Annotated in this window: 20 protein-coding genes, 21 tRNA genes, 1 rRNA gene and 1 riboswitch; of the genes, 34 read left to right on the top strand and 8 right to left on the bottom strand. The window is 39.6% G+C overall.

All coding sequences use genetic code 11. The features are described from left to right. Window positions 1-89 precede the first annotated feature (89 nt). The 22 genes from rrf to KHA97_RS08530 all read left to right on the top strand — a co-directional run bounded on the left by rrf (window position 90) and on the right by KHA97_RS08530 (window position 2,314). A 5S ribosomal RNA gene (gene rrf / locus KHA97_RS08635) occupies window positions 90-205 on the top strand. Window positions 206-285: 80 nt separating this feature from the next. After that, window positions 286-361, top strand: a tRNA-Val gene (locus tag KHA97_RS08630). Between the two features lie 6 nt (window positions 362-367). After that, window positions 368-443, top strand: a tRNA-Thr gene (locus tag KHA97_RS08625). An 18-nt stretch (window positions 444-461) separates the two neighbouring features. Continuing rightward, window positions 462-537 (top strand) — tRNA-Lys (locus KHA97_RS08620). Window positions 538-573: 36 nt separating this feature from the next. Next, a tRNA-Leu gene (locus KHA97_RS08615) sits at window positions 574-655 on the top strand. A 28-nt stretch (window positions 656-683) separates the two neighbouring features. Continuing rightward, window positions 684-758: transfer RNA gene (locus KHA97_RS08610), tRNA-Gly, on the top strand. A gap of 6 nt (window positions 759-764) precedes the next feature. Further along, window positions 765-850 (top strand) — tRNA-Leu (locus tag KHA97_RS08605). A 61-nt stretch (window positions 851-911) separates the two neighbouring features. Next, window positions 912-988: transfer RNA gene (locus KHA97_RS08600), tRNA-Arg, on the top strand. Window positions 989-1,009: 21 nt separating this feature from the next. Further along, window positions 1,010-1,086, top strand: a tRNA-Pro gene (locus KHA97_RS08595). A gap of 16 nt (window positions 1,087-1,102) precedes the next feature. Further along, window positions 1,103-1,178: transfer RNA gene (locus KHA97_RS08590), tRNA-Ala, on the top strand. A 22-nt stretch (window positions 1,179-1,200) separates the two neighbouring features. After that, window positions 1,201-1,277: transfer RNA gene (locus KHA97_RS08585), tRNA-Met, on the top strand. A gap of 7 nt (window positions 1,278-1,284) precedes the next feature. Further along, window positions 1,285-1,361 (top strand) — tRNA-Ile (locus KHA97_RS08580). Window positions 1,362-1,377: 16 nt separating this feature from the next. Next, window positions 1,378-1,470 (top strand) — tRNA-Ser (locus KHA97_RS08575). Window positions 1,471-1,491: 21 nt separating this feature from the next. Next, a tRNA-Met gene (locus tag KHA97_RS08570) sits at window positions 1,492-1,565 on the top strand. Between the two features lie 32 nt (window positions 1,566-1,597). Then, a tRNA-Asp gene (locus KHA97_RS08565) sits at window positions 1,598-1,673 on the top strand. Between the two features lie 15 nt (window positions 1,674-1,688). After that, window positions 1,689-1,764 (top strand) — tRNA-Phe (locus tag KHA97_RS08560). Between the two features lie 26 nt (window positions 1,765-1,790). After that, window positions 1,791-1,865, top strand: a tRNA-His gene (locus tag KHA97_RS08555). 28 nt (window positions 1,866-1,893) lie between these two features. Beyond that, window positions 1,894-1,967 (top strand) — tRNA-Gly (locus KHA97_RS08550). 11 nt (window positions 1,968-1,978) lie between these two features. After that, window positions 1,979-2,055: transfer RNA gene (locus KHA97_RS08545), tRNA-Ile, on the top strand. A 1-nt stretch (window position 2,056) separates the two neighbouring features. Then, window positions 2,057-2,128: transfer RNA gene (locus KHA97_RS08540), tRNA-Asn, on the top strand. 8 nt (window positions 2,129-2,136) lie between these two features. Then, window positions 2,137-2,227, top strand: a tRNA-Ser gene (locus KHA97_RS08535). Between the two features lie 15 nt (window positions 2,228-2,242). Further along, window positions 2,243-2,314, top strand: a tRNA-Glu gene (locus KHA97_RS08530). Window positions 2,315-2,382: 68 nt separating this feature from the next. On the opposite strand, the gene KHA97_RS08525 is transcribed toward KHA97_RS08530, so the two are convergent. Next, window positions 2,383-3,126, bottom strand: coding sequence for a TraR/DksA C4-type zinc finger protein (locus KHA97_RS08525; RefSeq protein WP_213124252.1), 744 nt, complete (start codon window positions 3,124-3,126; stop codon window positions 2,383-2,385). Window positions 3,127-3,258: 132 nt separating this feature from the next. After that, the gene (locus KHA97_RS08520) at window positions 3,259-4,182 is read right to left on the bottom strand and encodes a 1,4-dihydroxy-2-naphthoate polyprenyltransferase (protein WP_213124251.1); all 924 of its coding nucleotides are present in this window, start codon (window positions 4,180-4,182) and stop codon (window positions 3,259-3,261) included. A 228-nt stretch (window positions 4,183-4,410) separates the two neighbouring features. On the opposite strand from KHA97_RS08520, the gene KHA97_RS08515 reads away from it, so the two are divergent. The 6 genes from KHA97_RS08515 to menC all read left to right on the top strand — a co-directional run bounded on the left by KHA97_RS08515 (window position 4,411) and on the right by menC (window position 11,857). Beyond that, a complete protein-coding gene (locus KHA97_RS08515; RefSeq protein WP_213124250.1) occupies window positions 4,411-5,805 on the top strand; it encodes an isochorismate synthase in 1,395 nt (464 codons plus the stop codon). Beyond that, the gene (gene menD, locus KHA97_RS08510) at window positions 5,802-7,547 is read left to right on the top strand and encodes a 2-succinyl-5-enolpyruvyl-6-hydroxy-3-cyclohexene-1-carboxylic-acid synthase (protein WP_213124249.1); all 1,746 of its coding nucleotides are present in this window, start codon (window positions 5,802-5,804) and stop codon (window positions 7,545-7,547) included. Before KHA97_RS08515 ends, menD begins: the two co-directional genes overlap by 4 nt. Continuing rightward, entirely contained in the window at window positions 7,544-8,359 is an 816-nt protein-coding gene (gene menH, locus KHA97_RS08505) for a 2-succinyl-6-hydroxy-2,4-cyclohexadiene-1-carboxylate synthase (RefSeq protein WP_213124248.1), read from the top strand. The genes menD and menH overlap by 4 nt, the downstream gene beginning before the upstream one ends. Window positions 8,360-8,375: 16 nt before the next feature. After that, window positions 8,376-9,194, top strand: a complete 819-nt coding sequence (gene menB / locus KHA97_RS08500) for a 1,4-dihydroxy-2-naphthoyl-CoA synthase (RefSeq protein WP_213124247.1) — start codon at window positions 8,376-8,378, stop codon at window positions 9,192-9,194. A gap of 71 nt (window positions 9,195-9,265) precedes the next feature. After that, the gene (locus KHA97_RS08495; RefSeq protein WP_233713343.1) at window positions 9,266-10,735 is read left to right on the top strand and encodes an o-succinylbenzoate--CoA ligase; all 1,470 of its coding nucleotides are present in this window, start codon (window positions 9,266-9,268) and stop codon (window positions 10,733-10,735) included. After that, window positions 10,736-11,857, top strand: coding sequence for an o-succinylbenzoate synthase (gene menC / locus KHA97_RS08490; RefSeq protein ID WP_213124246.1), 1,122 nt, complete (start codon window positions 10,736-10,738; stop codon window positions 11,855-11,857). It begins immediately after the preceding gene. A gap of 332 nt (window positions 11,858-12,189) precedes the next feature. On the opposite strand, the gene KHA97_RS08485 is transcribed toward menC, so the two are convergent. Beyond that, a complete protein-coding gene (locus tag KHA97_RS08485) occupies window positions 12,190-12,342 on the bottom strand; it encodes a DUF1540 domain-containing protein (RefSeq protein ID WP_213124245.1) in 153 nt (50 codons plus the stop codon). 112 nt (window positions 12,343-12,454) lie between these two features. Next, window positions 12,455-12,679 (bottom strand): membrane protein insertion efficiency factor YidD, encoded by a 225-nt coding sequence (gene yidD / locus KHA97_RS08480; protein WP_407657997.1) that lies wholly within the window; start codon window positions 12,677-12,679, stop codon window positions 12,455-12,457. 121 nt (window positions 12,680-12,800) lie between these two features. On the opposite strand from yidD, the gene KHA97_RS08475 reads away from it, so the two are divergent. Next, a complete protein-coding gene (locus KHA97_RS08475) occupies window positions 12,801-13,244 on the top strand; it encodes a Dps family protein (RefSeq protein ID WP_213124243.1) in 444 nt (147 codons plus the stop codon). A 261-nt stretch (window positions 13,245-13,505) separates the two neighbouring features. Here KHA97_RS08475 and KHA97_RS08470 read toward each other — a convergent pair whose 3' ends face one another. Next, window positions 13,506-13,751, bottom strand: coding sequence for a DUF6154 family protein (locus KHA97_RS08470; RefSeq protein ID WP_213124242.1), 246 nt, complete (start codon window positions 13,749-13,751; stop codon window positions 13,506-13,508). A 185-nt stretch (window positions 13,752-13,936) separates the two neighbouring features. Between KHA97_RS08470 and KHA97_RS08465 the strand changes: the two genes are divergently transcribed. Beyond that, window positions 13,937-14,263: a hydrolase gene (locus tag KHA97_RS08465; RefSeq protein ID WP_233713342.1), complete on the top strand. Its 327-nt coding sequence runs from the start codon at window positions 13,937-13,939 to the stop codon at window positions 14,261-14,263. Between the two features lie 66 nt (window positions 14,264-14,329). Further along, on the top strand, window positions 14,330-14,815 hold the full coding sequence (gene ytkD / locus KHA97_RS08460) for an RNA deprotection pyrophosphohydrolase (protein ID WP_213124241.1): 486 nt from the start codon (window positions 14,330-14,332) through the stop codon (window positions 14,813-14,815). Between the two features lie 10 nt (window positions 14,816-14,825). On the opposite strand, the gene KHA97_RS08455 is transcribed toward ytkD, so the two are convergent. The 3 genes from KHA97_RS08455 to KHA97_RS08445 all read right to left on the bottom strand — a co-directional run bounded on the left by KHA97_RS08455 (window position 14,826) and on the right by KHA97_RS08445 (window position 17,559). After that, entirely contained in the window at window positions 14,826-15,638 is an 813-nt protein-coding gene (locus tag KHA97_RS08455; protein WP_233713341.1) for an ABC transporter permease, read from the bottom strand. After that, entirely contained in the window at window positions 15,622-16,395 is a 774-nt protein-coding gene (locus KHA97_RS08450) for an ABC transporter ATP-binding protein (RefSeq protein WP_213124239.1), read from the bottom strand. Before KHA97_RS08450 ends, KHA97_RS08455 begins: the two co-directional genes overlap by 17 nt. Before the next feature lie 171 nt (window positions 16,396-16,566). Next, window positions 16,567-17,559: an ABC transporter substrate-binding protein gene (locus tag KHA97_RS08445; RefSeq protein ID WP_213124238.1), complete on the bottom strand. Its 993-nt coding sequence runs from the start codon at window positions 17,557-17,559 to the stop codon at window positions 16,567-16,569. Window positions 17,560-17,804: 245 nt separating this feature from the next. Here KHA97_RS08445 and KHA97_RS08440 point away from each other — a divergent pair, with 245 nt between their 5' ends. The 3 genes from KHA97_RS08440 to metK all read left to right on the top strand — a co-directional run bounded on the left by KHA97_RS08440 (window position 17,805) and on the right by metK (window position 20,807). After that, on the top strand, window positions 17,805-18,599 hold the full coding sequence (locus tag KHA97_RS08440) for an alpha/beta hydrolase family protein (protein WP_213124237.1): 795 nt from the start codon (window positions 17,805-17,807) through the stop codon (window positions 18,597-18,599). Window positions 18,600-18,626: 27 nt separating this feature from the next. Next, complete coding sequence (locus KHA97_RS08435) at window positions 18,627-18,869, top strand: DUF2584 domain-containing protein (RefSeq protein WP_213124236.1); 243 nt, start codon at window positions 18,627-18,629, stop codon at window positions 18,867-18,869. Between the two features lie 429 nt (window positions 18,870-19,298). Continuing rightward, window positions 19,299-19,410, top strand: a riboswitch (SAM riboswitch). Window positions 19,411-19,607: 197 nt separating this feature from the next. Then, a complete protein-coding gene (metK, locus tag KHA97_RS08430) occupies window positions 19,608-20,807 on the top strand; it encodes a methionine adenosyltransferase (protein WP_213124235.1) in 1,200 nt (399 codons plus the stop codon). Window positions 20,808-20,869: the final 62 nt, after the last annotated feature.

Raw genomic sequence — 20,869 nt, 5'->3', positions numbered from 1 at the left:
TTCTCTATTATTTGGTTTTGAGGGAATGAAAAATTTCTCTTGAAAAATACATAAAACATATTATAATAGTATATGTCGATTATGAAATGTCTGGTGACGATGGCGAAGAGGTCACACCCGTTCCCATCCCGAACACGGAAGTTAAGCTCTTCAGCGCCGATGGTAGTAAGGGGCCTCCCCTTGCAAGAGCAGGACGTTGCCAGGCAAACTAATTGGATAAATGAAAAGTAATGTTAAGTACACGACGTTTTATCGTTACACATTCACTCTTATATCCTATATATTGGAGGATTAGCTCAGCTGGGAGAGCATCTGCCTTACAAGCAGAGGGTCGGCGGTTCGATCCCGTCATCCTCCACCATAATAAGCCGGCCTAGCTCAATTGGTAGAGCAACTGACTTGTAATCAGTAGGTTGGGGGTTCAAGTCCTCTGGCCGGCACCAGTTTTCTAGAATATGTACGAGCCATTAGCTCAGTCGGTAGAGCATCTGACTTTTAATCAGAGGGTCGCAGGTTCGAATCCTGCATGGCTCACCAAAGTTTTTTGCCGAAGGCAAAATAACTTACCATAACGCGGGTGTGGTGGAACTGGCAGACACGCTAGACTTAGGATCTAGTGCCGCAAGGCGTGGGGGTTCGACTCCCTTCACCCGCATTAGTAAATTTTTGAGCGTTGTTAACACGCGGAAGTAGTTCAGTGGTAGAACACCACCTTGCCAAGGTGGGGGTCGCGGGTTCGAATCCCGTCTTCCGCTCCAACATACGCCGGGGTGGCGGAACTGGCAGACGCACAGGACTTAAAATCCTGCGGTAGGTGACTACCGTACCGGTTCGATTCCGGTCCTCGGCATAAAACGATTTTTGTTAATGCTAAAATCGTTCAGTTCAAGAGAGAAATACATCCCATACATGCGCCCGTAGCTCAATTGGATAGAGCGTCTGACTACGGATCAGAAGGTTATGGGTTCGACTCCTTTCGGGCGCGCCAATAGTTGTTTAATAAGTATTTCGGGAAGTAGCTCAGCTTGGTAGAGCACTTGGTTTGGGACCAAGGGGTCGCAGGTTCGAATCCTGTCTTCCCGACCACTTCAAATATTTGATTGGGGCCTTAGCTCAGCTGGGAGAGCGCCTGCTTTGCACGCAGGAGGTCAGCGGTTCGATCCCGCTAGGCTCCACCATTTTTATGTAAAATAACAATATGGCGGCGTAGCTCAGCTGGCTAGAGCGTACGGTTCATACCCGTGAGGTCGTGGGTTCGATCCCCTCCGCCGCTACCATATTATTGGACCTTTAGCTCAGCTGGTTAGAGCAGACGGCTCATAACCGTCCGGTCGTAGGTTCGAGTCCTACAAGGTCCACCATTTCACTTTTATTCGTGGAGGAATACCCAAGTCTGGCTGAAGGGATCGGTCTTGAAAACCGACAGGCGGGTTAAACCGCGCGGGGGTTCGAATCCCTCTTCCTCCGCCATATGTTTTATCTTATTATTATCGCGGGGTGGAGCAGTCTGGTAGCTCGTCGGGCTCATAACCCGAAGGTCGCAGGTTCAAATCCTGCCCCCGCAATTCTAGTAAATTCAATATTTACTAGGCTATATGGTCCCGTGGTGTAGCGGTTAACATGCCTGCCTGTCACGCAGGAGATCGCGGGTTCGATTCCCGTCGGGACCGCCATTATTTTTTAAAAAAGGCTCAGTAGCTCAGTCGGTAGAGCAAAGGACTGAAAATCCTTGTGTCGGCGGTTCGATTCCGTCCTGAGCCACCATTTAAATTATACGATGCAAAAGAATGGCGGCTATGGCGAAATGGTCAACGCATCGGATTGTGGCTCCGACATCGTGGGTTCGATTCCCACTAGTCGCCCCAAAATATTTTGTATTAATATGATTTATATGCGGGTGTAGTTTAGTGGTAAAACCACAGCCTTCCAAGCTGTTGATGAGGGTTCGATTCCCTTCACCCGCTCCATATTTTAATATGGGCCTGTAGCTCAGCTGGTTAGAGCACACGCCTGATAAGCGTGAGGTCGGTGGTTCGAGTCCACTCAGGCCCACCATTCCGCAGTAGCTCAGTGGTAGAGCTATCGGCTGTTAACCGATCGGTCGTAGGTTCGAATCCTACCTGCGGAGTTCTGTGTGGGGAAGTACTCAAGAGGCTGAAGAGGTGCCCCTGCTAAGGGCATAGGTCGCGTAAGCGGCGCGAGGGTTCAAATCCCTCCTTCTCCGCCATACATATTGTTTTTTGGCCCCTTGGTCAAGCGGTTAAGACACCGCCCTTTCACGGCGGTAACACGGGTTCGAATCCCGTAGGGGTCATCTCATTAAAAAACCATCTGATTATAATCAGATGGTTTTTTTTATATATGAATTATCGTTATTGAAATCTAGTCTTCATCATCAACATAGCCGTCCGAATATTTATATGGAACATCTCCAAACGGTGCTTCAATTCCTTCTTTATCCAATATCTCTTCATACTCCATTTTTTCTTCAGAATTGTAGGATTTTACATCTTTTCCGTCTATATCAGTTCCGGTAAAGGTTTCGTATTCCTCAACAAATCCATCCTTTATTTCACCTTCGTACAGATCATTATAATCATTAAAGTCTCCTTCAAAATCAGAGGGTGTTTCAGATGTACCGTACTTCGCCACTTCCTGAAAACTATCTTGATAATCTTTTACAGCACTTCTCTTGTCGCGGAAGGCAAAAGAATTATCTGTTGCCGGTTTCAATAATTGTTCTTCAACAGGGCGGTCTTCGTGTAAAATTTGTTCTGGCGAGTGTTCTACACAAAAAGTAGTATTTGGAATAGCTTCTAGTCTTTCATAAGGTATATCCTTTCCACAAATTTCACATTTTCCATACGTTCCAGCTTCTATTGCTTCAAGTGCTTGGTTTACTTTTACTAGTTCCGATTCAGAATGATTAAGCAAAGCCAGATCTCTTTCCCGTTCAAAAAGCTCAGTTCCCATATCTGCAGGATGGTTATCGTACATGGATAATTCTCTTTCTCTTGCGTTTGCGCTTTCGACCGTACCTTCATCTTGATGAGTATCTTCTGTTAATTGATTTTTTATCTCTAAAAGTTCATTTTTTAAATGTTCTAGTTGCTCTTGTGTCAACATATCAATCACGTCCTTTTTATCAATTCCTTTTTAGTATGAACCTATTGTTTGTAAACAACCATTTCCTTATAGTTTCCTTTTTTTACAAAATAGTAAACATAATAAAAAACACTTGCTATAAAGACAAGTGTTTTAAGAAAAATAGCTTATGAAAAGTCCAACTGCCATAAGAAAACCAAATATTGTATTCGTTTGTGCTGTAGCTTTCATCGCTGGCATCATTTGTAGCGGTTCTGTTTTTCCAATAAATCCTTTAACAGCTTTCAAAGCTTTAGGTATACTGATAAAGGTTATTAATAGCCAAAAAGATGTTTCTGTAAAAAGTATTAAAAAGATGATCCAACTGTATGAAATGATAAACATAGCAGCTAAAAGGCCAATGGCTTTTTGTCTTCCGATAATGATTGCCAGTGTTTTACGGCCATTTTCTTGATCTCCATCCAAATCCCGTATATTATTCGCTAGCATAATACTACCAATCAAAATGGACACTGGGATGGACACAAGAATACTGATTGTTGAAATAGAACCAGTCTGAATAAAATAAGAAATTTGTATGATGACAACACCCATAAAAAATCCGGACATTAATTCACCGAACGGAGTGTATGCAATCGGTTTTGGTCCACCTGTATAGAAGTATCCTACTGCCATGCAAATTAGACCAATTACAGCAATCCACCAGCTACTGCTTATTACAATATAAAAACCTAATAGGATGGATATTCCGAAAAGAAGAAATCCTAAGTTTAGAACAGTCTTTGGCTTTACTCCGTTTCGAACGATGGCTCCGCCGATCCCAACGGATTCTTCATTGTCAAGGCCCCTAGCATAATCAAAATACTCGTTAAACATATTCGTTGCTGTTTGTATGAGCAAGCTTGCGACGAGCATTGCAATAAATATCGGAATATGAATCGGGCCATTTTGTATCGCCAATGCCGTTCCTAATAAAACCGGAATAAAAGCGGCTGTCAATGTATGTGGGCGACTTAATTGCCACCAAACCCGCCAACCTTTATCTGGATGAACGACACTGTTAGTTTGTAAATTCATTACTTGTCTCTCCCTTAAAATGATACATAAAAAAGTAATCGAAATTATAAATCCGTGTAACGAAACATCTTCACCTATTAAAGTGTAGGTAATGAGTAGGCTCGTGTCAATCCATTTCATTAGGTAATTGTGAGAAATGTTTTCCATAAGCACGATTGCTACATTTAGCATCAATATTCATATATAATAAAGAAGTGAATTAGTAATAATGTTTTTGGAGAGATTATGTTGACAAAATTATTAACACAGAAGTCCCGTGATATTTTACAGAATAAACTTAATGGGAAAAATAAACTTTTAAGCTATACGTTCCCCATAGATTTTTATGATCCTTTAGACTTTTTTAATTATCAATCTTCTACTTTTAAAGGAAATAGATTTTTTTGGAAAAGCTCTGATGGACTTTTATGGACAGTAGGACTAGGAATTGCCGCATCCATTTCAGCAGATGATGCTGATAAAAGATTTCAGATAACAAACAACCAATGGAATCGTCTCATTAAAGAGGCGGAAATTGATAATCCTTCAGGAGTCCCTGGTACAGGACCGCTTTTATTTGGAGGATTTTCGTTCGATCCATATAGTAACAACGAAATGGAATGGGAAAATTATGGACATTCTATTTTATATTTGCCGTCATATATGTTAACTGTTGCAGAAAACCAATATTATTTGACGATTAATGTAGTCTCTGAAGACGATCGAATTAATATTGATACGCTTCGTACAGAGGGAAACCAATTCGTTAAACAATTAAGGAAAAAAAATAATTCATCGTCAGTAATTCCTATTAAAATTAAGTCAAGTGAAGAAGTAGCGCCAAATAAATGGCTTCGTTCAGTAGAAGAAATTGTTCATGTATTAAAGACGACGGATGTTAAAAAAGTTGTTTTGGCACGAAAGCTATTACTAGAGTTTGAAAACAATGCTCAACCTTCTTACGTCATAGAACAATTAATTGAACAACAGCCAACAAGTTTTATATTTGCACTTGAAGTGGGAGATTATTGTTTTCTAGGTGCATCCCCTGAAAGGCTAATTAAAAAAACAGGTAATCATGTTTTATCTACATGTTTAGCAGGTTCAATCGGTCGAAATCATGATGAACAAGAAGATCAAAAGCTCGGAGAAACGCTTTTAAAAGATCATAAAAACCGATTTGAACACGAGTTAGTCGTATCAATGGTAGAAGATGCACTTAAGCCTTATTGCGCTGAAATCAATATCCCTAATGAACCAATCCTTATGAAAACACCAGACATACAACATTTATATACGCCTGTAACGGGAAAAGCAAATAATGATTTTTCAATATTAAATGTGGTAGAGAAATTGCATCCAACTCCGGCTTTAGGGGGAGTTCCAACAAATGCAGCTCTAGAGATCATTCGTGAAAAAGAAAACATGGACCGGGGTTTTTATGCTGGGCCGATTGGGTGGACCGATTATCAAGGGAATGGGGAATTTGCTGTTGGCATCCGTTCAGGCTTATTAAATGGTAAAAAAGCATTTTTATATGCTGGATGCGGACTAGTGTCTGATTCCGTTGCGGAAGATGAGTTAAAAGAAACGAGAATTAAATTCCAACCTATGTTAAAGGCAACCGGAGGAGAGAGTTTATGAGCCATCAGGAGGCACTTACAAAATATCTTGCTGCATTTATAACGGGGCTTGTCCAAGCTGGGATAAAAGATGTTGTCATTAGCCCTGGCTCACGCTCGACTCCTCTCGCATTAATGTTTTCAGAGCATCGTGACGTAAAAGTGTATATGAATGTGGATGAACGCTCTGCTGCATTTTTTGCTTTAGGACTTGCAAAAGCTTCAGGAAATCCAGTTGGTTTGCTTTGCACTTCAGGAACTGCCGCTGCCAATTATTATCCTGCTGTCATAGAGGCAAGTCTTTCAGGTGTGCCACTCATTGTGATGACAGCGGATCGTCCTCATGAGCTTCGCGACGTAGGTGCACCACAAGCTATTGATCAACTGCATTTATATGGTCGCCATGTAAAATGGTTTGCAGAAATGGCGTTGCCTGAATCTGGAGCAACTCAGCTTCGTTATGCGAAAACAACGGCAATAAGAGCAGTTAAGGAAGCAATAGGGCATGATAAAGGTCCAGTTCATTTGAATTTTCCTTTGCGAGAACCTCTTCTTCCTTTGCTTGATCCTTATCCATTTAATGATGAAGAGACTACCATTATTATTGAAGAAAGCATCCTTTTTCTTCCATATGAAAAGTTAAAGAACCTTGCTGAACAATTCCAGGGAGTAGAAAGAGGGTTAATCATCTGCGGTAAAATCGAAGAAGATGGTTTCACTGAAGCTGTTACAACTTTAGCGATAAAGCTCGGTTTTCCGATTTTAGCCGATCCACTTTCACAGCTAAGAAGTAGTTCTATGTCTTCAACGACTGTCATCGATAGTTATGACGCCATTTTAAGAGTGAATAAAGTTGTGGATGAACTCAAACCGGAAGTGATTATCCGTTTTGGGGGAGCGCCGGTATCAAAGTCGCTCTCAATCTTTATGAAAAGTCTATATGATTCGGAGCATATTGTTGTAGATAGTGGTTCGCAATGGAAAGATCCGAACTATGTTGGGACAACCATGATACATTGTAACGAAACAGCATTCTGTACTGAGCTTGCTATATTGATCCAAGAGAAGAAGTCATCTAACTGGCTTTCAACATGGTTGGCAATGGATGAAATAGCGAAAAAAACGATATCAGACCATATGCAATTAACGGAAGAGCTAGAAGAAGGAAAAGCAGTCTATGAGCTTGTAAATCTCCTTCCTGTTGACAGCACCGTATTTGTAGGAAATAGTATGCCGATTAGGGACATCGATTCGTTTTTTCATAAAAATAGTAAAAATATTATGGTGATGGCCAATAGAGGAGCGAATGGAATCGATGGAGTTGTATCAACTGCCCTAGGGGCATCCGTCTATAAACGACCGCTGTTTCTCGTCATTGGGGACCTTTCGTTTTTTCATGATCTAAATGGTTTATTGATGGCAAAATTACACAAATTAAATATTACAGTTATCTTGCTAAATAACGACGGGGGCGGAATCTTCTCGTATTTACCCCAGTATGGTGAGCCGAAGCATTTTGAAGTGTTATTTGGAACACCTACCGGCTTGAATTATGAACATGCAGTACAGATGTATCACGGCCAATATACAAAAATCCTCGACTGGGAGGGGTTAAAAATGGCCATTTTAGATTCAGTTAGTTACGAAGGATTAAATGTCATCGAAATTCCGACAGATCGTGAAAGAAATTTGACCTCTCATCGTGAAATGTGGCAGAAGGTTTCCCAGGAAATAAATTTATTCCTACAGGATGCGGAAAAATGAATATAATGGTCGATGGCATTGATTATTATTATGAGGTTTCCGGAAATGGAGAACCCGTCATACTTTTACATGGGTTTACAGGTGATCATTCAACATGGAATCCAATAAAACAATATTTAATCGATTCTTTTAAAGTCATATCTATTGATATTATCGGTCATGGAAAAACTTCATCTCCGCCAGATGTAAGAAACTACAGAATAGAACAGGTCGTTTCCCAAATAAGTGGTATCTTGGACCATCTATCGTTAAAAAAAGCTCATATCCTCGGTTATTCAATGGGGGGAAGGCTTGCTCTAAGCTATGCGATTGCTAACCCTGAACGAGTGAAAAGTCTCGTTCTTGAGAGCGCATCTCCAGGATTAAGGACGGAAGAAGAGAGGAGATTACGTGTCCAAGCAGATGAACAGCTTAGTAATAAAATCTTGCGAGACGGAATAGAAAAATTTGTTGATTACTGGGGAAATATCCCTTTATTTAAAACCCAAGAAAAAAATCTAAACACTCTAGATCGTGAGCAAATTCAGCAACAACGACTTGCAAACAACCCAACCGGTTTAGCGAACAGCTTAAAAGGAATGGGAACAGGTGCGCAGCCTTCGTATTGGGAGGAGCTTGCAATATTGGATATGCCTGTACTATTAATTTGTGGTGATTTGGATCCGAAGTTTTGCAGGATATCGCAAGAAATGCAATTATTAATCCAAAATGCGGATCTTATCGAAGTAAATGAAGTGGGACATGCAATTCACGTGGAGGTTCCCAAAAAATTTGGTACAATAGTGAAGGAGTTTTTGTGTAAAATTTCATAAAAGGAGGAAATGAAAAATGGGATTTAATTGGACAAAGGAAAGAGAATACGAAGATATTTTATATGAAACATATAATGGGATCGCTAAAATTTCAATTAATCGACCAGAAGTACATAATGCATTTAGACCAAAAACGGTTATGGAATTGATCGACGCATTTGCATATGCACGTGATGATGAAAATGTTGGTGTCATTGTTTTAACAGGTACGGGCGGAAAAGCATTCTGCTCGGGTGGAGATCAAAAGGTCCGCGGTCATGGTGGATATGTTGGAGAGGATAATATTCCACGTTTAAACGTCCTCGACTTGCAAAGACTTATTAGAGTGATTCCGAAACCAGTAGTAGCCATGGTTGCAGGGTACGCAATCGGAGGAGGACATGTTCTTCATGTTGTCTGTGATTTAACAATTGCTGCTGATAATGCGATATTCGGACAAACAGGACCAAAAGTAGGAAGCTTCGATGCTGGATATGGTTCCGGTTATTTGGCTCGTATTGTAGGCCATAAAAAAGCGAAAGAAATTTGGTTCTTATGCCGTCAATATAATGCACAGGAAGCTCTTGATATGGGGCTAGTCAACACTGTGGTTCCTCTTGAACAATTAGAAGAAGAAACAGTAAAATGGTGTGAAGAAATGCTTGAAAAGAGCCCAACTGCATTACGTTTCTTAAAGGCAGCTTTTAATGCTGATACCGATGGTCTTGCGGGCCTTCAACAATTAGCAGGCGATGCAACACTTCTCTATTATACGACGGATGAAGCGAAAGAAGGACGCGATGCATTTAAAGAAAAGCGCAAGCCGGACTTTGGGCAATTTCCGAGATTCCCTTAATACGCTAAATTTTAAGCCTGATGGAAATTCCCATTCAGGCTCTTATTTTATTTTTAGGAGGCCCCCACATTATGGGAGAAATGATTCCAAATTGGCTTCTGCAAAGAGCCTATCTGACACCGGAACGGACGGCGCTGGTCTTTAATGATCAAACCTGGACTTTTCGCGAAATGAAAGATATTGTTCATGAGCTGGCAACGAAAATAAGTGGATATTCCGTGTCTCGTCAGTCAAGGGTCGCTATCCTTGTCAAAAATAGGCAAACGACTGTATTTTTGATTCACGCTCTTCAATCGATAGGAGCTGAAATTGTATTTCTTAATAGTCGTCTAACAGCATCTGAATTAAGCTATCAGATTAAAGATAGTGGTTCATCGGTTTTATTATATGATCAAGACTTTTATACAACTGTAAAAGATCTTGAGTATCTTTCTATTGATCTAAATGCTTATTCAATTGAAAATATCATGACCTCTTCTCAAAAGAAGTTAGGTAATGTTCGTTCGGACTTTGATCTTGATGAAACTTGTTCCATTATGTACACTTCGGGAACTACCGGTAAACCGAAAGGGGTTCGACAAACATATGGAAATCATTGGTGGAGTGCTACTGGCTCATCATTAAATCTTGGGCTGCAAGAAAATGATGCATGGCTCTGTGCAGTACCTATTTTTCATATTAGCGGTCTTTCTATTCTTATGAGAAGTGTCATATATGGAATTCCAGTATTCCTAATGGAAGATTTCAATGAAAAGCAAGCTAATTTGTTTTTGCAAAGTGGAAAAGTAACGATTATGTCTGTCGTCACTGCCACGTTAAATCGAATGCTGACGGATTTACAAAATGAAATTTATCATGAAAATTTCCGGTGCATGTTGCTTGGAGGAGGTCCAGCGCCACTGCCACTGTTAGAAAAATGTGCAGCTAAGAATATCCCTGTTTTTCAAACGTATGGGATGACGGAAACGGCTTCCCAAATCGTTACGTTATCACCTGAGGATAGTTTCGCAAAGCTTGGATCAGCGGGGAAACCATTATTTCCAGCACAAATAAAAATCGTGAGGACCGATGGTAAAGCAGCGGACGCTCGAGAAACTGGAGAAATTGCACTAAAAGGACCGAATATTACACCGGGGTACTTAAATCAGAAGCATTTTTTACAAGATGGTTGGTTTCTAACAGGAGATCTTGGATATTTAGATGAAGATGGATTTTTATATGTGCAAGATCGCCGCTCTGATTTAATCATATCAGGTGGAGAAAATGTGTATCCTGCTGAAATCGAAGCTGTGCTGATAGCTCATGAGGCGATTGATGAAGCTGGAGTTGTGGGAATTAGTGATCCGACATGGGGACAAGTGGCGTATGCTTTTATTGTAGGGAAGGCTTTTTCGGAAGAAGAACTGCTCCAATTTTGCCGAGAGAGATTGGCTTCTTATAAAATTCCGAAGCGATTCATACAAGTAAAGGAATTGCCACGGAATGCCGCGAATAAATTAGTACGTGAAAAATTACGACTTTTAATCGAGGGAATAAAATAAATGTTACATATAGAGCGTGTCCGTTTATCAATTATAGAAATGCCTTTAAAAAAGCCATTCACTACCCATCTTGGGACCTTAGGAAATAGGCAATCAATCATCATCGAGGTGATCGACCGGGATGGTGTTTCCGGATTTGGTGAAGCGGTAGCTTTTTCATCTCCATGGTACACAGAGGAAACCACAAAAACTGAATGGCATATTTTAAACGATTATTTAATTCCTGGACTGTTTAATCAAGAAATCAATCATCCAAATGAAGTTTCTAGCCTATTTGATTCAATACGAAGGAATGAAATGGCTAAGTCTGGGATTGAGACGGCTATTTGGGACTTATACGCAAAAAAGCAAGCTGAGCCACTTTCTAAATTACTTGGAGGCAGTCGAAAGGAAGTTCCTACTGGTGCTGTTGTCGCAACACAAAATGCAGAAGCAGCAATAAAACAAATTGAAAAATTTCAAGAAGAGGGCTATCAAAGAATAAAAGTAAAGATAAGTCCTGGTAACGACATTGATTTTTTGAAAGCAGTTAGAAAGGAATATCCCAATCTTCCACTAATGGCTGATGCGAATTCGGCTTATACACTGGATGATATAGAGCAGTTGAAGGCGTTAGATGACTTCCAATTAATGATGATTGAACAGCCTCTTTCCGTAACAGATATGGTGGATCACGCCACATTGCAAAAGCATATCTCGACTCCCATTTGTTTGGATGAGAGTATAACTAGTTTTCACGATGCGTATAGTGCTATCAAGCTAGGCAGCTGCCAAATCATAAATATTAAAATGGGGCGAGTCGGCGGGTTGGAAAATGCTAAACGTATCCACGATTTATGCGTTGAACATCATATCAAAGTATGGTGTGGAGGAATGATTGAATTTGGAGTCTCACGAGCCCATAATCTCGCCCTTGCTACGCTAGAAGGTTTTACAATACCGGGTGATATTGTATCTTCTCAACATTATTGGGAAAAAGATATCATTGAACCTTTTGTTGAAGTGAATAATGGAATGATTTCAGTGCCAACGGGAGCTGGAATTGGATTTTCGATCAATCGTAAAAGATTAAAAGAAGTTACGATTTCTTATGAAGAATATGTAAAAGGGAAGGGAGTATAACACTCGCCTTCCCTTCTTTAGTTTTTGTATCGTAAAAGAAAGTATAATTTGTTTTAAATTGGTATTCTTTGAACAAAGACTGTCGCTGTCCAGCTCCAGCGCCTATCGAGTAGCAAACTTCTTGTCCTTCTCTTTTGCGTAAGTCAACATCGATTCACCTTATAGGTCCAGCTGCAGGCGCCTTCCGCTTTTCGTAGCTCATCGTGTTTCCTTTATCTCAGTCGAAGGCCGAAGAGGAACGTCGACTAGAACCGCCACCCTGTTGCGATGGCGACGGACCCACATCCTGTAGGCCTGTACGTCGATGAACAAGGCGCTTGCACTTTTCCCTATCATTTATGTTTAAACGTTTGGCAGTCCGTTTCACGCTCAGTCTCTGCTTTTTTTCCTGTGTGGCTTACTACATAAATTTGATCCGCTGAGCAACGGTTGCCTTTTGCCCAATATTGACAGTTTTCTACTTCACATAATACATCATCAGCCAACTGTATCACTCCTTTTCAGAATAGGATACAACAATATTTTTGGCTAAGTGATGGTTGTTATGAGAGGAAAAGAAACGTTAAGCAGCAACAACATTCCAATCCTGGCAAAATATTAGTGCTTTTTTTCAGGGACTGGATCGATGCCTCCAGGATGGAAAGGGTGGCATTTTAAGATTCTTTTTATAGTCAGGAACCCACCGCGCAATGCACCAAAACGCTGAATCGCTTCAATCCCATATTGTGAACAGGTTGGATAAAATCTGCAAGTTGGTGGTTTTAATGGCGATATAACCTTTTGATAAAATCGAATAATCATGATAAATATGTTTTTCAACATCATCGCTTCTTTCGTGAAGGATATAGTGTGATTTTAACATATTTTGAATGAGTAAGGAGAAAATACAATTGTTTGGAAAAAGGACACGCAGGGTAAAGTAACGATAGGAGGAATGATAAAAATGTCAGATACAACTAAGATGGTTCAAATAGTCAATAAGCAAGTAGCAAATTGGACCGTTCTCTACATGAAGCTACATAATTATCATTGGTATATTAAAGGACCTAATTTCTTTTCTCTCCATGCAAAATTGGAGGAATTGTATAATGAAGCGGATGCTAATATCGATGAACTTGCCGAAAGAATCCTTGCACTTGATGGAAGCCCCATTGCTACATTAAAAGAGGCACTTGAGTTGTCCAGTATTGGAGAGGCTGAGGGCATTGAAGATGCAAATCAAATGATTCAATCTCTTGTCGATGATTTTTCTGTTTTGATTACTGAATTAAAAGAGGGAATTGAAGTAGCAGACAATATGGGAGACGACCCAACTAGTGATATGTTAATCGCGATGCAACAAAGTCTAGAAAAGCATAACTGGATGTTAAAAGCATATCTTGGATAATAACAAAAGCGGAAGCGCATGTTTATCGACGTACAAACTTAGTGCCTTTGACTGAGATAAAGGAAACACGACGAGGAACGAGTCGATGTTGACTTATCGTAGGGAAAAGGACAAGAAGTTTGCTAGTCGATGGGCGCTGGAGCTAGACGTAAACTCATCTTTATAAAGTTATCCAACGCGTTTCAAATTTATAATTTCATAAATAAGAAAAAAACTTGGCACAATAGCCAAGTTTTTTTCAGGAATTTTTTATGTATCCTATCAGTGTAGATGTCTGGAGTTTGTATAATGAGTTCCATCTAATTGGGCAAATTTCCCTTTAAGTGTTTCCAGCAAGTACAAACGGATGAAATATTGGAGTTCATGCTCATCCATGTCTTTTACAATCTCCATCAATTCATTGCGGTTATAATGTTCTAAAACTGCAAATGTAATCATGTCTAAATCTTCTTCATCATCTGTAATTTTATTACGATACATGGCGAATAGTTCGTCCACCAATCTCATTCATGTCACCTCTTTACCATAAAATATCATCCCATATATGAGAGTTTCTAGCAACCCATAATTTTCTATACCCGAAATTTGATAGATACAATCGAAAAAACTTCGAGAATCCTTGTTAAGAATAAAATTAGTAGCTGTGCGGCAAAATATGCATAGTATTTTCAGTCAATTAGGAGGTACTTACCTTGGAAAATAAAAAGACCTATTATATATCAGTAGGTGCAGGAGAAATAATGACGGTTCCGAATGCCTCACCTTGGGAATTTATGATACAAGCAACTGATGATGAAATTACTCGATTAAGACAATTATTTGATTTTAATCAAGAGAATAGTGTAGACGATTTTTTACGGACTCACGTACCATTTGTAGAATATCATAACGATTCAACCAACGATATTCACGATGAAAATTTGATAAAAGTTTATGAAATGATTCATCAACTTGGTGATGAAGAAGCTAGAAACCATATAGAAAGTATGGACATTTTAAACAATTTTACAAGTGAATGATTAATAATGCACTCCTCTTTTCTCCATAACTACATTATCATATAGTGAGAAAGAGGAGTGATATTTGTGTTAGAATTTTTCGATACAAATGGAAATAAAGTCGTTTTTTCTTTTGAAAAAAATGCATTCCCGCTTGAAGTACGCCACGTATTAGTTCTATCTCGCTATAAAGGGGAATGGCTGCTAACTGAACACCCTATTCGAGGTCTGGAATTTCCAGGAGGTAAAGTGGAATCAGGGGAAAGTATCGAAGAAGCGGCTAAAAGGGAAGTAAATGAAGAAACTGGCGGCGTTGCAGAATCGTTGGACTACATAGGTGAGTATTACGTAGAAGATAAACAAAACATTCCTTTTGTAAAAGCAGTTTTTTATGCTGAAATTCGCACTTTGGAAAAAAGGGATCATTTTATGGAAACGAATGGGCCTGTCTTAAAAGGAGGGAATCTCGTAGAAGAGTTAATGAATCCGGAATATAGTTTTATTATGAAAGACAAGGTTGTTTCACTTGCCATTGGCAAAATAATAGAGAAATATGGAGACTGCCTCATTTGAGACAGCCACATTATTCTCCGGCGTCTTTTATCAGCTTTTTTTCCAGCCACTCTACAACTTTATACATGATCGTGGCTACAATAGCGATGAGTAGAAGGGAAAGCATCACAAGTGTGAAGTTAAACACTTGGAAACCATATATAATCATATATCCAAGTCCTTTTTTGGAAACTAGGAATTCTCCAACGATGACACCTACCCAAGATAAGCCAACATTTACTTTTAAAGTAGAAATAATGGTCGGAAAAGATGCTGGTAAAATTGCTTCTTGAAAGATTTGCCTTCTTGAGGCACCGAACGTTCTTAAAACCTTTAAGTAGTTGCCATCCACCTCGCGAAAAGAAGTATAGACGACGATGGTTGTGATGATGACTGAAATAATCGCTCCCATCGCGATGATGGATGTAAAACCCGGTCCGAGCCCTACGATTAAGATTGGGCCAAGTGCCACTTTAGGCATCGCATTAAAAATGACGAGATAGGGATCGAGTATTTTTGATAAAAATGGGGACCACCAAAGAATTGCAGCAAGAATAGTGCCAAGGACTGTCCCTACAATAAATCCTAACAATGTTTCGAATACAGTAACACTAAGATGAGTAAATAAAGATGAATCGGCCACTTTTTCGATAAACAGATTTGCCACTTTCGAAGGGTAACTAAAGATGAGAGGATCTACCCAATGGAGTCTGCTCGCCATTTCCCAGAAGGCAAAAAAGAAAATGAAGATTAATAACTGGTAAAATAACACCCATTTTTTTTCTAAGGCCAGTTTTTGTCTATACTTTGCATGAAGGAGATGTGGATCAGTTATTTTCTTCAAGACTCTCCAACTCCTTCCAAATAGTTTGAAATATTTCATTGTAGCCTTCCATGCTACGGACTTTAAATGGAGAAACAGCACGAAGTTCTTTAGGTACTTCAAATATTTTGTGAATCCTCCCTGGCTTAGATGAGAAAAGCAAAATCCGATCACTCATAGATATTGCCTCTCCAATATCATGAGTTACAAGCACGGCTGTTTTTTTATAGGATCTTAGTGTTTCAAACACTAGGTCTTCAAGTTTTAGTTTTGTCTGGTAGTCTAAGGCGGAAAAAGGTTCATCCAATAAAAGTAGCTTCGGATTTACGGCCATTGTCCTAGCTAGTGCGGCACGCTGCCTCATTCCTCCAGATAGCTGTCTTGGGAATTGTTTCTCAACACCTTCTAACCCAATTTGTTTTAGAAAACGTAGTGCATCTTCCTGAGTTTCTACACTTAACCGACCATTAAGTTTTAGTCCCAATAATATGTTCTCTTCAATTGTTTTCCACGGAAATAAATAATCTTGTTGAAGCATATAGCCGATTAAATTGGAGTTAGCATCCGGCGATTCATGGTCAATCGTTACATTGCCGCTTGTTGGAGGGAAAAGACCGGCTAATATGGATAGCATAGTCGTTTTCCCACATCCGCTCGGTCCTAATAAGGAGATAAATTCACCTTCTTCAATGGAGAAGGAAATGTCCTCCAAGGCTTTCGTAGCAGTGGAGGGAGTAAAATAAAAGTGGGCGACCTGCTTAACTTCTAAAAAACCCATTGCTTAAGCCCTCCTTTATAAGTGTCTAGCTCCAATGCCTATCGACTAGCAAACTTTTTGTCCTTTTCCCTACGATAAGTCAACATCGACTCGTCCCTCGTCGTGTTTCCTTTATCTCAGTCAAAGGCCCTAAAGTTTGTACGTCGATTAGCAAGGCATTTGCGCATTTCTTTATTTCATTACTTTATCAACAATCTCTGTATTTACTAGCTTTTCATAATCAACTTTTTCCGGTAGTTCACCAGCTTCTTCCATAATCGCTTGTAAATTGGTCCAACCTTCTTTTGTGATTTTCATTTCTTTCGCAAAAGAACCTTGGCTCTTGTAGCGTTCAACTACAACCTCCAATGTTTCAAGATCGGAATCTTCGAAGAACGGCTGTACGACTTTAGCGATATCTTTTGAACTATTTTCATCGACCCATTGTTGAGCTTTATAGAGAGCACGAACAAATTTTTCTACAATCTCTTTATTTTTTTCGATATAACTTTCCTTTGCCATAAATGATGTGTAAGGAACTTCTCCTGACTCTTCACCAAAAGAGGCAATAATATGTCCTTTTCCTTCTTTTTCAAAAATTGATGCAGTCGGTTCAAATAGCTGGACATAATCGCCTGTTCCAGAACCAAAAGCACTTGCAATATTCGCAAATTCAATATTCTGGATTAAATCCAAATCCGCATGCGGATCGATGCCATGTTTTTTTAATACAAACTCACCAACCATTTGTGGCATTCCACCTTTACGCTGACCCAAGAATGTCGATCCTTTCAGCATATCCCAATCAAAATTGTCAATTTTTTCACGAGAAACGAGGAAAGTACCGTCCGTTTTTGTCAATCCAGCAAAGTTTATAACCGGATCAGATGCTCCTTGCGCATAAACGTAGATCGATGTCTCTGACCCTACAAGTGCGATGTCAGCTCCATCTGCCAACAGTGTCGTCATTGTTTTATCTCCGCCCCAGGCAGTGGTTAGTTCAACATCAAGACCTTCATCTTTAAAAAAACCTTTTTCAATGGCCACATACTGTGGTGTATAAAATATTGATCTAGTTACTTCAGCAATTCTTACTTTACTTTCCTTTTGTGAGCAAGCAGTAATAGAAATAAGCATAAATGTTGATATGATGACTACGATTCCAGTTTTCATCCATGCCTTCATTGTGCGATCCTCCTTGTGATTTAATCTGGGCTAACATATAGTATGAATTGGGCTAAAATGTGTGATAGCCTATAAGAAAAGCGGAAGCGCCTGTTCATCGACGTACAGTTCCACAGGATGTGGTCCGTCGACGTTCCGATTTTGCCCTTTGATTTATCGTAGGGAAAAGGGCAAGGAGTTTGCTAGTGGATAGGCGCTTGACAATTATAAGAATGCACACTTTAGTAAAGGGGACCTCTATTAGCATGAATGGAACATTAATTGATAAACAACATTTTCCATCTCCTAATCCACTAGTTCGACTTTTTTTAGTCTCCTATATGTCACAAGGATTAAGGGTAAAAGGTTTACTTGCGGAGCCGATAGAGAATGGTATATATGAAGGGTTTCTTTACTTGCGTGGTGGAATAAAAAATGTGGGAATGGTCAGACCTGCAAGAATTGCCCAATTTGCTTCAGAAGGGTTTGTAGTCTTTGCCCCCTTTTATAGAGGGAATCGTGGTGGAGAAGGGAACGAGGATTTTGCAGGTGAGGATCGGCACGACGCATTTTCTGCATTCGAATTATTAAAAAACCTCCCTAATGTTCAAGAAAACAGAATTCATATTTTTGGCTTCTCAAGAGGAGGCGTCATGGCGCTTTTTACAGCCATACAATTTCCTAAAGCAGCCTCTGTTGTAACGTGGGGAGGAGTGTCTGATCTTTCACTTACATACGTGGAACGAAACGATATGAGAAGAATGATGAAGCGTGTCATTGGCGGCTCACCGAAAACAAAGCCAACTGGATATGAATCCAGAACACCATTGTTTGAATTAGAAAATTTGATGCCACCTGTCCTAATTATTCACGGTGAACTTGATGAAAATGTATCGGTCGAACATGCGAAGCGATTAGAAAAGAGGCTTCAATCACTTGGAAAACAAGTAGAAACTTGGTATTTTAAACAATTTACTCATTATTTTCCGCCTGCTATAAATCGAGAAGTCGTTCGAGACCTTTGCCTTTGGATGAAAAAACAAAGATGTGATATATATTAAGTAGGAATGGAAAAGGGGGAATCAAGAATGGGAATGCCGTTTGAATTAAATACGATGATTGTGACAAAAGGTAGGGAAAAAAGGGAAAAGGATAATATGTTCACGCTCGAAAAAAATGGTTACAGACTGTACCCAATTGATATTCCTTTAGAGGTTCGACATTCAATAAAAAGTGATTATCGTGCAACGGCCATTATTAAAAAAGTTGAATGGGAAAACGAAATGACCAAGATTTTGTATCAGCTGACTGCATTGCATTCGAGTAATTAAGTAACATTTGGGTGTGCATGTTAAGCTTCTCAAGCTTCTTTGAAAATACTCTTAAATAATAAGAGCAAATTTGATAAAGTATCCAAAGTGATCATCTCTCAGTGGATAGCGCGAATACAGTCAGATGAAGCGGTCAAAATGCCTGTGACCCTTGTGGAAAACGAGAATGCTGTCATTATAAAAGCGTTTAAAGTGCCAGTTTCTCAGTGAAAATCGTTAATCTTGTCAGTTTAAAGGCCTTTACTCCATATTATTTTTAACAAATGACACGTGCCCAACTTATTTTTCCAGCTAAAGGTCAAGATGTAGAAAGCTAATAATCTTTTACATTCAATATTTAAAATAGTCCTTGAAAAAAAACAAATTCAATGATTTTTCTTATTTGACAATGTCAAGCCCATTACGCTATTATTTTAGATTGAACGGATACTCTTATCCTGAGATGGTGGAGGGTACAGGCCCTATGAAACCCAGCAACCTACTGACAATTTGTTAGCAAGGTGCTAACCTGATGCAGGGCAATTGCCTTGGGCGATAAGAGTGAAAGGCTCGAATGATAACAAAACCTTTCCTCATTGTATAGAATAGGAAAGGTTTTTATTTTTTAGGCGACTTGCGTTTTTTAGAGTTAATAGTGGTAAAGATGCCTTAATATCATTACGTAGTCGTTATCATCATGAAGGAATTGAGTACCGTTACTTATATAGGGAAACCATACTGTTAGAGGGAGGAAACATCGTGTCTAAAACTCGCCATCTTTTTACATCAGAATCTGTAACGGAAGGGCATCCTGATAAGATTTGTGATCAAATCTCGGATTCCATCCTAGATGCTATTTTATCCAAAGATCCAAATGCACGTGTAGCATGTGAAACTTCTGTTACGACAGGTCTAGTACTAGTTGCTGGAGAAATTACGACGACCACTTATGTGGATATTCCAAAAATTGTCAGAGATACAATAAAAGAAGTAGGTTATACTCGCGCGAAATACGGATTTGACGCGGAAACTTGTGCAGTCATTACTTCAATCGACGAACAATCACCTGATATTGCTGCAGGAGTAAACCAAGCTCTTGAAGCAAGAGAAGGTTCTATGTCAGAGGAAGAGATTGAAGCAATTGGAGCGGGAGACCAAGGATTGATGTTCGGGTATGCATGCAATGAAACGAAAGAACTGATGCCACTTCCAATCTCGCTCGCACACCAGCTTTCAAGAAGGCTCTCAGAAGTTCGGAAAGAAGAAGTTTTACCATATTTACGACCAGACGGAAAAACGCAAGTGACAGTCGAGTACGATGAACATAATAATCCGGTTAGAATTGATACAATTGTTATATCAACACAGCATAATCCAGAAATTACGTTAGAACAAATTAAAAGTGATATTAAGGAATTTGTCATCACACCTGTTGTTTCTGCTGAATTGATTGACGAAGAAACAAAGTACTTCATTAATCCAACAGGACGTTTCGTTATCGGAGGACCACAAGGTGACGCTGGATTAACTGGCCGAAAAATTATTGTTGATACGTACGGTGGATATGCACGCCATGGCGGTGGTGCTTTCTCAGGGAAAGATCCAACGAAAGTTGACCGATCTGCTGCTTACGCTGCTCGATATGTCGCAAAAAATATTGTCGCTTCAGGACTTGCGGACCGTTGTGAAGTTCAGTTGGCGTACGCAATTGGCGTTGCTCGACCTGTCTCTATTTCAGTCGATACATTCGGAACCGGAAAAGTTTCTGAGGAAGTTTTTGTTGAAGCAATCAGACAAAACTTTGATCTAAGACCAGCAGGAATTATTCGGATGCTCGACCTTCGCCGTCCAATTTACAAAAAGACAGCTGCTTATGGTCATTTCGGTCGTACTGATTTAGACTTACCTTGGGAAAGAACAGATAAAGCTGAAGCCATAAGAAAATCGGCACAGCAATAACCAAATAATGATGAAAAATGGGCTGTATGAAAAATACGGCTCTTTTTTTGTAAATATTACTG

It is taken from the genome of Lederbergia citri, assembly GCF_018343625.1.
In the GTDB taxonomy this organism is placed as follows: domain Bacteria; phylum Bacillota; class Bacilli; order Bacillales; family Bacillaceae_C; genus Lederbergia; species Lederbergia citri.
The sequence above is the reverse complement of the archived record's forward strand: the minus strand, read 5'-3'. Positions and strand labels throughout refer to the sequence as shown.